Source organism: Paenibacillus taichungensis, assembly GCF_003287275.1.
GTDB classification, from domain to species: Bacteria; Bacillota; Bacilli; order Paenibacillales; family Paenibacillaceae; genus Paenibacillus; species Paenibacillus taichungensis_A.
The window spans coordinates 110,245-121,728 of sequence record NZ_QEVW01000026.1; the positions used below are offsets into that span (position 1 = coordinate 110,245).

At 43.5% G+C, this 11,484-nt stretch carries 11 protein-coding genes and 1 pseudogene; 5 read left to right on the top strand and 7 right to left on the bottom strand.

The window, feature by feature from the left end; genetic code table 11:
* Positions 1–164: 164 nt before the first annotated feature.
* Both DC345_RS29345 and DC345_RS29350 read right to left on the bottom strand, forming a co-directional pair.
* Positions 165–1,265: a threonine aldolase family protein gene (locus DC345_RS29345; protein WP_113056139.1), complete on the bottom strand. Its 1,101-nt coding sequence runs from the start codon at positions 1,263–1,265 to the stop codon at positions 165–167.
* A gap of 15 nt (positions 1,266–1,280) precedes the next feature.
* On the bottom strand, positions 1,281–2,147 hold the full coding sequence (locus DC345_RS29350; RefSeq protein WP_113056140.1) for a LysR family transcriptional regulator: 867 nt from the start codon (positions 2,145–2,147) through the stop codon (positions 1,281–1,283).
* Positions 2,148–2,283: 136 nt separating this feature from the next.
* Here DC345_RS29350 and DC345_RS29355 point away from each other — a divergent pair, with 136 nt between their 5' ends.
* The 4 genes and pseudogenes from DC345_RS29355 to DC345_RS29370 all read left to right on the top strand — a co-directional run bounded on the left by DC345_RS29355 (position 2,284) and on the right by DC345_RS29370 (position 6,556).
* Positions 2,284–3,273 carry a quinone oxidoreductase family protein gene (locus DC345_RS29355; RefSeq protein ID WP_113056141.1) on the top strand — a complete coding sequence of 330 codons (990 nt, stop codon included), beginning with the start codon at positions 2,284–2,286 and terminating at the stop codon, positions 3,271–3,273.
* 299 nt (positions 3,274–3,572) lie between these two features.
* A complete protein-coding gene (locus tag DC345_RS29360; RefSeq protein ID WP_113056142.1) occupies positions 3,573–3,791 on the top strand; it encodes a bacteriocin immunity protein in 219 nt (72 codons plus the stop codon).
* 104 nt (positions 3,792–3,895) lie between these two features.
* Positions 3,896–4,684, top strand: a complete 789-nt coding sequence (locus DC345_RS29365; RefSeq protein ID WP_053784134.1) for a formate/nitrite transporter family protein — start codon at positions 3,896–3,898, stop codon at positions 4,682–4,684.
* A gap of 314 nt (positions 4,685–4,998) precedes the next feature.
* Positions 4,999–6,556 (top strand): annotated as a pseudogene (locus tag DC345_RS29370) (IS1182 family transposase).
* A 532-nt stretch (positions 6,557–7,088) separates the two neighbouring features.
* On the opposite strand, the gene DC345_RS29375 reads toward DC345_RS29370, so the two are convergent.
* Both DC345_RS29375 and DC345_RS29380 read right to left on the bottom strand, forming a co-directional pair.
* Positions 7,089–7,934 (bottom strand): hypothetical protein, encoded by an 846-nt coding sequence (locus DC345_RS29375; protein WP_146752172.1) that lies wholly within the window; start codon positions 7,932–7,934, stop codon positions 7,089–7,091.
* A gap of 41 nt (positions 7,935–7,975) precedes the next feature.
* Entirely contained in the window at positions 7,976–8,878 is a 903-nt protein-coding gene (locus DC345_RS29380; protein ID WP_113056144.1) for a S8 family peptidase, read from the bottom strand.
* Positions 8,879–9,122: 244 nt separating this feature from the next.
* Here DC345_RS29380 and DC345_RS29385 point away from each other — a divergent pair, with 244 nt between their 5' ends.
* Entirely contained in the window at positions 9,123–9,590 is a 468-nt protein-coding gene (locus DC345_RS29385; RefSeq protein WP_113056145.1) for a hypothetical protein, read from the top strand.
* A gap of 56 nt (positions 9,591–9,646) precedes the next feature.
* Here the strand turns inward: DC345_RS29385 and DC345_RS31915 are convergent, their stop codons facing one another.
* The 3 genes from DC345_RS31915 to DC345_RS29395 all read right to left on the bottom strand — a co-directional run bounded on the left by DC345_RS31915 (position 9,647) and on the right by DC345_RS29395 (position 11,432).
* Positions 9,647–9,805 (bottom strand): hypothetical protein, encoded by a 159-nt coding sequence (locus DC345_RS31915; protein ID WP_181586777.1) that lies wholly within the window; start codon positions 9,803–9,805, stop codon positions 9,647–9,649.
* Positions 9,806–9,935: 130 nt separating this feature from the next.
* On the bottom strand, positions 9,936–10,922 hold the full coding sequence (locus tag DC345_RS29390) for a WXG100 family type VII secretion target (protein WP_113056146.1): 987 nt from the start codon (positions 10,920–10,922) through the stop codon (positions 9,936–9,938).
* A 51-nt stretch (positions 10,923–10,973) separates the two neighbouring features.
* Entirely contained in the window at positions 10,974–11,432 is a 459-nt protein-coding gene (locus DC345_RS29395; RefSeq protein WP_397333795.1) for an acetyltransferase, read from the bottom strand.
* Positions 11,433–11,484: the final 52 nt, after the last annotated feature.

Below are 11,484 nucleotides of genomic sequence, written 5' to 3' on the forward strand. Positions count from 1 at the left end.
ATTGTGGTCCACGAATATGTTCACTATTAACGACACGATGATACCAGAAGATGCATTATTGCTGTTATTGCTGCATTAAAGTACCTTTCGTCACCTATCTTTCTTTTCCTGCAAAAAAAAGCCCTATCCAGAGGTGGATAAGGCAGAATACGCATAGCTTTATTTTAGTTCACATGTTTCCGTAGTTCTTCATCCAACCATTGCAGCGCTGAATGCAGCTTGTCCTTGGGCACATTCTGATAACGATCCCCCGTTGACAACTCAAAAGCACAGCTATGAGCACTGGTCTGCTGCAAGTATGAAGTAATCCCTAACCCGAATTGCTGAGTCATGGATGCCAAAATACGCTCCACCTCGGCTTGAGCCAAGGGAAAATGTACATGAAACATATTGGAGACGGGCACTTCTGGCAACGTTCGTATACCGTGACACGCATTTAACAAGGAAGCAAGTTCCTTGGCCTGCTCGTAATAAAGCCCCATTTTGCCAATCCGTTCATTGAAATAATATTGGGAACTAAGAATATATGGATATAGGCCAATCAGATCACCGCCATGCCGACGCTTCCATATTTTTGATTCTTGCATAACTTCCGTATCCCCTGCTAATATAGCGCCAGCGATTCCTCCAATACCTTTGTAAAAGGATACATATACACTATCAAACAGACTGCAAATCTCAGCTGGTGTCTTCTGATAGTATGGTGTGATTTCAAACAGGCGTGCACCATCCAGATGAAGCTTGATTTCACGTTCACGGCAATAGGCCGAGATGGCCTCCAACTCTTCATAGGCAGGCAATTGTCCACCAATCTCGCGTTGAGGCAGTTCAAGCAAGAGGCAGGAAATTTCCTCATTCATCCCTTCTACATCTTCCAATCGAATCAGTCGGTCCTCATCCGCCAGTAAAATGGTTTCAATCTGATGCAGTTCCTTCAGTCCGTCTTCCTCATGGATTTCCAGATGAGATAAAGGATGATAAGCTACCCGCTTGATGCCTTTGCGGTCACACCAGATACGTAACGCAATTTGCTGTGCCATCGTACCACTGGGGAAAAATACAGCTGATTCCTTGCCCAGAACGTCGGCCATTTGCTGCTGGAATTCATCAATAATTTTGCCGTTGCCATAATGATCACTATCCTGTTCCCCATCCACCTGCTCCAGCACTTCCTGAAGCACTTTGACTTTACGGTTGCCGTGACCGCCTACAATAAACTCCGCCTGACGAAATGCTTCCGCTAACGTTAGCTCTGTATCCTTCAAGGTTATTCACTCCTTTTATTGTTCTATTCCTTGTTTCGTCATCATCTGCACCAGTGCACCCAGCGCCCCGGATAGATGCTCACTCTGCGAATGCACGAATCCTACTTCCAACCTGCAATACGGATCAGGCAAAGATAACACTGTAACCTCGCCTCTCCGTTCGGCTTTCGTAACCGAAGAGCGTGGGAGCAATGACACACCTATTCCCGCAGATACGCCATTCATAATGGTGTCCAGTGTTCCGTATTCCGTAACGTTGAGGGTGTGCACGCCTTGATCTTTCAAAAAGGCTTCTGCCTGCACGCGATGGGTACAGCCTACTTCAAAAAACAACATCGGTTTGCACAATAGAGCATGCATTTCATGGGTTCCGGGTTCAGCAATCAGTACCAATTCTTCATCGTACACTTTCATATAGTTCAGCTCAGGGTGGTCGATTGGGCCATATATTATAGCCCCATGCAGCTCATGTTGAATGACCTTCTGATTGAGTTCATGTGTCCCCCCTGTAATTAACGAATGTTGCACCCTGGGGTAACATAAACGGTATTCAGCGAGCAGCGGCGTCAGATAACTGGAGGCTGCGGTCTCAATTGCGCCAAGACGAAGCACCCCTGCAGGTGGATTCCCAATCTGCGTTGCCTGCTCCGCTTCATATAACAAATGTAATATTTTATCCGCATATCCCAGCAAATTCTCACCGGCTGGTGTGAGCGACATGCCCCGGTTGGAGCGATGAAACAGCGGTACTTGCAGCTGATCTTCCAACTGTTTAATTCGTGTTGTTACATTGGATTGCACATAATTCAGCGTTAATGCCGCTTTGCTGATACTGCCTTCGCGGGCAACCGCCTGAAATATTTTCAAATCTCCTGCATCCATGCGCTGATCACCTGCTTGTTATCTATTATCTGAATTGATACTGACATTCATTTTTGTTCATTTTACGTGAATCTGACCCATCTGTACAATGAGGCTCAATAGTGAAGTTTTATATACACAAGGAGGAATTTTGAAAATGAAAGCTATTATACATTCCGGCCAGAGCGGCCTTGAAGGTCTTCAATATACAGAGTCAACATCTCGAGCACCAGAAGCCGATGAAGTACATATCCAACTGAAATCTGCTGGAATTAATCATCGTGATCTGTTCATCATGGCAGGACGTACATACCAGGACACACCACTCATTCTTGGCTCCGATGGAGCAGGTGTAATCGTTGAGATTGGCGAAGGTGTTGAGGGTTTATCTGTAGGTGATGAGGTAATTATCCACCCTACTCTCGGTTGGGACCAAGCAGTAGACATACCCCTTGTGCCCGATATTGTAGGAGGCCCTACGGATGGAACTCTCGCACAATATATTACGCTGCCTGCCAGAAATGCCTTGCCCAAACCCTCTCATCTATCATGGGCGGAAGCAGGGGTATTGTCCCTTTCGGCTTTGACAGCATACCGCGCCTTATTCACTCGTGGCGGACTTAAGCAGGGTGAACATATCCTCATTCCCGGCATTGGCGGCGGTGTAGCGACCTATGCCCTGCTCATGGCCGTAGCTGCTGGTGCCAAGGTAACCGTTACATCCAGAAGTGAAGCCAAGAAACATGAGGCTCTGCGCCTGGGCGCTTTCCAAGCTCTGGACAGTCAGGCAGACTGGAGTCTGCAGAACGATCTCGATTCTGTTGACTTCATCTTGGATAGCATCGGACAATCCATGTTCCCCAAATATTTTGATATAATCAGACCAGGTGGCCGTATCGTGATGTATGGTGCAAGCTCGGGAGATGATCTGAATGTTCCAATCCGCTCGATCTTTTTCCCTCAAGTTAGCCTGATCGGCACCTCCATGGGCAGCCGTGAAGAGTTTGTCCAGATGCTCCAATGGGTTGAAGAACATAATTTACATCCTGTGATCGATAGCATATATCCGCTACAGGACACAGCGAAAGCATTCGAACGTATGGAAAAGGGAGAGCAGTTTGGCAATCTTGCTATACTCGTGGAGTGACATCTGGTTTTAGATGGACCTTCATGAATTGGTAAATATCATTTTACGATAATAGGGGGAGTCCATCTGACCCGTCTCGCTAAACGTTCAGCCATTGTTCTCGTCGCAATTATACTTTTGGCCCAAATTCCGATGTTGAAAGCAACCTTTGCCCGAGGGATAACTACGCTATATGTGAACACAAAGTACCCTGAACGCTTGAACCCAAATTTTTACCGGTGATCGTTACGTATGATCCATTGGATCAACCCATGAAAGACTAGATTATTCACTCTATGAATCATTCAGGAGGTATCGCTATGTCCAATCATTTGCACTTGGTAGAATTAGTTCGCAAGCTGATGAATGCCGAAGGAACCGAAGATGAACTGGATGAGATGCTAGACGAGCTACAGCAACAGATGCCTTATGCAGAGATCAGCAATCTGATTTTCTGGGATGATCGAGACCTGACACCCGAACAGATTGTGGAAGAGGCGCTGACTGCTCGTCCGATCATACTTCCGCCCAGCCCTTAGACCTTATCCTATTAAATAATCCCCTCAAATCCAGACCACCTCTCCCCAACTTCCATAATTTCGTTATAATGTAAATAAGACATCAGGCAAACAGGAGGCGAATTATGGAAACGGAAGGTTTACGCAACGTAGAGAAGCTGGCGCTGAAGAAACACAAGATTTACAAACAAAGCTTGATCAGGTACCTTGCACGCTCCATGCTCGCCAGCATGTTTATCGGGTTTGGCGTCATCGTGGCGTTCAAGACGGGTAACTTCTTTTATATGGAGGATTCCCCTTTTACATACCCCATGGCTGCCCTCACGTTCGGCGCGGCAATTATTCTTATCGCTTATGGTGGCGGTGATTTGTTCACAGGAAATACGTTCTACTACACCTATGCCGCCTTGCGCAAGAAACTGAAATGGTTCGAAGTGGTGAAGCTGTGGATTGCAAGTTACAGTGGGAATCTGATGGGTGCGGCGGTATTTGCCCTATTAATCTATCTGACGGGTCTGTTCGATTCATCTCAGGTGAATGGTTTTCTGCTGAGTGTCGTAGAGCACAAGATGGAGGCTCCAGCCATGCAGCTTTTCTTCCGGGGTATCCTGTGTAACTGGCTCGTATGTCTGGCGTTCTTTGTGCCGATGTTCATGAAGGAGAATGGTGCGAAAATGTTCGCCATGATGCTCTTCGTCTTCTGTTTCTTCATCTCGGGATATGAGCACAGCGTCGCCAATATGTGTACATTCGCCATTGCGCTGGTACTGAACCATCCGGGGACGATCTCATTCGGCGGGGTTATTCACAATCTGATTCCGGTGACGCTTGGCAATCTGGTGGGCGGTGTGCTGCTGATGGGCTTCATGTATTATGCGGTGAACAAACCGTTTCTGGACGAAGAGACACACTAATACTTTGGCAAAAAAATCTCCTCCTGTGTGTTGTCATAATTAATGAGAAAAATCAGCAATAAAGGCTTGTACATCAACACAAATTTTCATAATTAGTGAGAAAAAACGCAAAATTCATTTTGTATATTTATGCATATTAATGGGTGCGTATTTCAGAAGAATCCTTAACACATTTTAACACAGCAAGAGGGGGATGTCCCAAAAGGCATAAATATGGCTTGGGATATCCTCTTTCTCTAAATTGTAAAACAAAAAGAAACCGTTCCTTGGTAAAATGGAGGTACCACCCAACCATTCGAAAGGAGACGGTTTCTTTGTACATTCAATATACCATGGATCAACTTTTCTTGCCAATGGATTTGGAGACAGATATTCCCGAAAATCACCTCGTGCGTGTCGTGAATGACGCGGTTAATCGCCTAAGCGATTCCATTTTCAACGCTGCATACCCTGGCGGTGGCCGCCACAGCTTCATCCCAAAATGCTCACCAAAATCATCATTTACGCCTACACCCAGCGCATCTATTCTTCCCGGCAAATCGCCAAAGCGGTTCGTGAAAATATCATGTTCATGTGGCTCGCCGCGCGCCAACAGCCGGACTTCCGTACCATCAATCGCTTTCGTTCCGAGCGGATGAAAGAGGTACTGGAAACCGTATTTACCCATGTACTGGAGTTGCTGGTTCAGGAGCAATATGTATCATTGGATCACTATTTTCTAGACGGAACCAAGCTCGAAGCGAATGCCAATCGCTACACCTTTGTGTGGAAAAAAGCCGTCGTCAAGCACCAAGCCAAGCTGCAAGAAAAAGTACATACCCTGTTTCAAACCATCGAAGAGGCAGAAAACGAAGAAGATGTACTCCACACCGGAGCCGATCTGCCTGAACTTGGCGAAACCTCGGCTCTCACGGCGCAAAAGCTGGAACAAGCTATCAAGCAATTGGAGGAAAAGCTCAGCGAAAAACCGAAGAGCAAAACGCTCAAGAAAGCCGTACGTCAGTTGCGGAAGGATTTGCTGCCACGGCTGCACAAATATGAACATCAGATCCAAACTGCCGGTGAGCGGAACAGCTACAGCAAAACCGATCCAGATGCGACATTTATGCGAATGAAAGAGGACCACATGCGAAACGGTCAACTGAAGCCAGGATATAATGTACAGATCGGAACGGAAAATCAGTTTGTTTTGGGCTACAGCGTACACAACGGCCTACGGATACCAAATGTCTGAAACCCCATCTGAATCATCTGGAAGAAACGCTTGGCCAAAGACCGAAGACCGTCATTGCCGATGCCGGGTATGGAAGCGAAGAAAACTACAGCTATTTAGAAGAACAAAACATTCAGGCTATCGTCAAATATGGGACATATCACAAGGAAAAGACTCGTGCTTTTCGGCAAGCCATCGGTAAAGTGGACAACTGGAGTTACAACGAAACGTCAGATACGTGGACTTGTGCGGCTGGACAAACGTTACCTTTCCGGTATGAAAGCCGGACGATGACGGAAAGCGGCTACACGATTCAGACACGTCATTATCGAAGTGAGGATTGTAGTCAGTGTCCCTTGAAAGCGACGTGCACCAAGGCCCAAGGTGACCGGGAGATTGCGGTCAGCTTGACCTACATGCGGCAAAAAAACGAGATGCGAGAACGCCTACGTAGCGAGGAAGGATACATGCTATCGGTTCGGCGCATGGTTGAGCCGGAAAGTGTGTTTGGGCAAATAAAAAATAATCGGGGATTCCGAAGATTCCTGCTTCGTGGCTTGCAAAAAGTAAGCTTGGAGGTCGGGTGGCTTTGCCTTGCCCACAATCTACTCAAAAAAGCTTCAATGACAGAAAAACGCAAACGGGACAAAGCAGGATGAAGCTCTACTTTGTCCCGTTTGGACGTATCGGTATTAGTTCTCTTCACCGATGTGTGTTTTTAAGGGCTTTTGAAACAGCACCCTCAATTAAGATATTATATTTATTTTAAGTTTCGCATTCTATACTAGAGTCTACTACTGAATCACAATCTTTGATCCGTAGTCCATTAGAACACTCCAATAATAGAAATTCTCTATATCCTTGAGCCATACAGGATCATTTTGTTCAATATATAAAAAAACTTGCTCAATACTAGTGAAGAAATGAGATCTAACTTCTCATTTATATATTCAACATATTGTTTAATGAATTCTCAATAATCGCTTAAGAGCAATTTTTGAATATCACGACTCATTTCATCCAAGTCATTCTATAGATATACTCCTTTATTAACAATAGCTTCTTTCTTCATTTTCTCTTTAGTAATTTGATAATATCTAAGTTTTCAATCGTTCTTTTTGCAATAAAAAACAGTCTTTCGATAATCGAAAGACTGCTAAAGGATCAAAACTATTGTATTTGCTAAACAAGTTAGAAGAAAGAATGTCCTCCAATTCTACTTGCTGTATGATAGTGTGCATAGTAGAAGAAACCAGGTACTTGGGTAATATTTAATTCTGGACCTACAGGTGTTGCTCCACCACCGGCTACTCTTGCCACACGTGCAGCTGCCGCACTATTTACTGACCAAACATTTGCATGCGCCTTCGTAAACATAGGGTTTACTAGTCTTTGAGCTGCACCAGCTAAGTCAATAGAATGACCAACATAAAGTTTCCCCCCCATGATTTGGGCTTCGTAGTGTTCGTATTTTTTCTGTCTCAATGTCTCTCTAATTTCATTAACTGTCACCCAAGTTTCGGTTGCTACAATTAGAGTTGCACCGATACCGACTAACCATGCCAACAAGGTTTCCCCAATCACAATACCAATGGGGATTGCGAAAGAAGCTTGTAATTTGTCTTGTTCAATTGAATAGGATTCATTTGTTTCTAGATCAGTAAAAGTAGCATTAATGTCACCCAATGAATTGACTTCATGAATAACAACATCATACGTTCGTTGATTTGCTGTACTGACTTCCGACTTCTCATTAGTAACCAGAGTCATTGTTTGCAAATTTTTATCAATTGTAAGAGTCCCTGTAATGTCAGTTGTGGTTGCATTTTCAGAAGCCAGTGCACTTACCCGTGCGAAACTTGAATTTATCGCTGGCATTGTGGCACTTATAACCATTTCATCTGCATTATCTACAAGAATGTCTACGTTTGAACCTGTAGAATGATCTGAGAATCTACTTTCCTGCGCTTGTGCTTGGAATGTAAATGAAAAGATCATAGCGAAAGCTAGAATACTTGCAATAATCGATTTATTCAAAGACTTTATCATTTGTTACCGACACCTTCCATTCTTTAAGTTTATGAATGTTTATCAAAAATTAATGAGCCATTACCATAGATAGGATCATATCCTGATTCTCCGAGATCCTTTGAGATGGAATTAAGGTCTTTTATAATATGCTCGACTATCTTTTCGTCCTTCACATATTCACTAGATGAAAGAAAATTAGCAACGACTCCAGTAACATGGGCAGTAGCAAATGATGTCCCATTAAAAACACGGTATTCATTGTTTGGTTGAAGAGTAAGAATATTGACTCCGGGAGCACTATAATCAATTTTCCCCAATGAAACATAAGGATAAGGGTTTTCCAAGTGATCAATGGCAGAAACTGAAATCACATTTTCATAAGCTGCTGGAAACTGAGTGCTCATTCCTGGGTTATTCCCTGCAGCAGCTATAATAATTATTCCTTTGTCTATTGCTTTTTCAACCGCACCTTTTAATAAAGGATCATCTCTTTTAATACCGAAACTCATATTAATGACATCAACATCCTGTTTGATTGCCCATTCTATTCCGCTTACAAAACTACTTAAATCGCCTTTTCCTTTATCATCAAGCACCTTAATAGATAGAATCTCTACATTACTAGAGATGCCTGTAATTCCTTTTCCGTTGTCATTAGCAGTTATTATACCTGCCATTGCAGTTCCATGCCCTAGTCTGTCAATCGCGTCATTAGTGGAATCAATAGCGTTATAGTGCGATATGTAAACTCCTTCAAGATCTCGGTGCGTACTATCTACTCCACTATCCATAATCGCAATCTTTACATTCTTATAAGTTTGTTTTAAAGAGTGAGAATTAATATAAGATATTCCCCAAGGCTCATACTGAGTACTCGTAAAATCTAACTGCTCAATCTCCTCATTCGTAAGTACAGTAAATGATTCCTTTGTCTCCCTACTAAACTTCATAATAAGAAACGTTGACAATACTATCGAAGTTAATATGAGTAATAATAGAGATTTTTTAAGTATTAAAACTCCACCTCTCTTTTTTGGATAACTTTATAAATAGTTAACATTTGTAATTTTATTATATAAATATTATTTTGTAAATATATTGAAATAATTATATATTAATATTTATATATTGAATATTATCCCATTAATTGAAATAATATAAGAATAGAACTTATGAGAGTAGGGTGAGTCAAAAATGAGTTTTGAATTCTTTATAGCCGCAGATCGTCCAATTCCTGAGATCAAACAAAACGGACCTGAGGTTTTAACGGTAAAAGATATGATCCGTATGAATGTTCCAGATGGACCAATACCATGGAAAGCTATGAAGGAGGATGCAGAAGTACTTTACAATCCTGATCCCGTAGCCTTTAATCGTTTTCATCTAGAAAGCGCCCCTTATGCTTTTAAAATCATGAGTAATTACACCGATTTCAATCATATCTATACATTCGATGTTTCCCAATTGAATTTAGCAAAGGATCTATATAACTATATAAGTTCACTCGATAATGAAATAAACTTAGAAGTCTGGCATCTATGGTTCGGCTATGATAATGAAAATGAAGTCATTACTAGAAAAAATTTGTTGCGCTCCAATCTTACTACCTCTGATTTTGAAGCAGCACTTAATGAGAGTTGGTGCATAGATATTAAAAGCTAATTCGTAAAGCAAGGAATAGATAAGGGACGGCTAGGAGCAGTTTCTTATCTATTCCTCTAAATTATTGTCTTTACTATCATCAAGCAAGTGGTCGTGGCTACTGTTCCCTCACTGGCCGGGTCAGGCTGGACGGTAAGCCAAACCACAAACCCCCGCGCAGCCTTGCCATCCTGTGATGAAGGCTGCGCGGGGGTTTTATTTATGGGCAGGTTCACGGTTAATCCTCCCGCCCTCATTACTATTTGCCATGTGACACACAAAAAAATCACACGGCTCCATTGTAAAAACTGACACACAGGCGTAATTAGGTAACTCTGTGTGCCTGCTAGACGTGCCATCTGTGGCTTAGTTATACTCACGCCACGGAATATATTCAATATCGTTGTCGCCACGCGTGACCACGATCATATTCTCGATTTTGCCTGTATCCTTGTTGGTTCGGTAGATCATCGTACGTGTCTCGCCTTCCTCCGGAACGGAGAACAGAAACTTGTCCGCGACAAAGGAAGAACCGAGCCCTGTCGCATGTTCTGTAAAGGCGGATCCACTCTTGCTGGTCAACAACAGGCCGATTCCATAAGCTGTAGCCGTTTGTGCTCCTTTACCAAAGAGATGTTCCCCTTGACTGGTCGTATGGGTTTGTTCCCAATACTCGTATTTTTTCGTATCCTTGTTGTAATCCACGACGTTACCCTGTTTATCCAGGCTGATGCTGGTCGTTTCACCCTTGTCACTTTTCACTTGATACGTGCCTACAATGGAATCCTCGGTAATCTTCACCGTCTTGCCTGTGTTTGGATCGGTTTGATAGATTTCATCCTCATATTGAAGCCGAATAATGTTCATGCTGGCCTGAAGCTGCTGTGCCAGTTTCTCGTCACCCATATCCTCGGCTTTCTTCAACATTTCCTCATAATTCTTGTAATCTTCGGCGTCCTTCTTCTTCCAATCATCCATATTCTCTGGAGGACCAGACGTTTTGTCCGAGCTATCACCTTTATGTTTACCGAGGGACGTAAGAGTCTGTGCCGCGGTCAAAGCCACCATAATAGCCTTGCTCAACGCGTCTTCATCCGTTGTACGGAAACGCTCGGCAATTTTCTTGAGCTCAGACTGAATGGACAGAATCAGCTCCAGGACGGACTTCATTGTACCTTGGGCTGTTGCATAATCATTATAAAAGCGCTCCTGCTCCATTCCGTCCCAATTACTGCGCATGACACGGATCTGGCTGTCCAATGTGGACATGAACCCCGACAATTGCTGATGTGCCTGAGCGAATTGCCCGCTGACTGTATCCAGTTGCTCCGGTGTTACCTTAATCTGTGTCATCCTGCATGCTCCTCTTCGTCATATTCCTCCTGTTTCGTGGTCCACCGATGATTATCTTGCAGTCTGGTCTGCCTTGATCTCCAGATGCAGTAGCGGAAACGGGTTACCGGAACCATCCAACTCGGAACGACCAATTTGTACAAATCCCATTTTTTCGTAGAATCGGGCTGCTCCAGCATTCTGCTCATTGACATCCACTTTGAGGTGACTGCCTTTGATGTTAAGGGTATGGTTGATCAGAAGACGTCCCAAACCCTGTCCATGCTGACTGACATCTATAAACAACATCTCAATAAAGTTATCATCCAAACCGATAAAACCAACGGGTTCATCGTCAGCATTCAGTGCTTCCCATACCTCAACTTGCCTTTGCTGCAAAACGTCGCTCACTACCTTTTTATAGAACTGGATGTGATGCTCTTCCAAAAACGTATGGGTTGCCCGAACGGCTCTCTCCCAAATCTCGACCAACTTGTCATGATCCTGATCACGATATGAAGCAATTAACATGTCCAACGTATTCTCCTTTTTCTTTTCCAGATAACGATTATGTAACCATCCG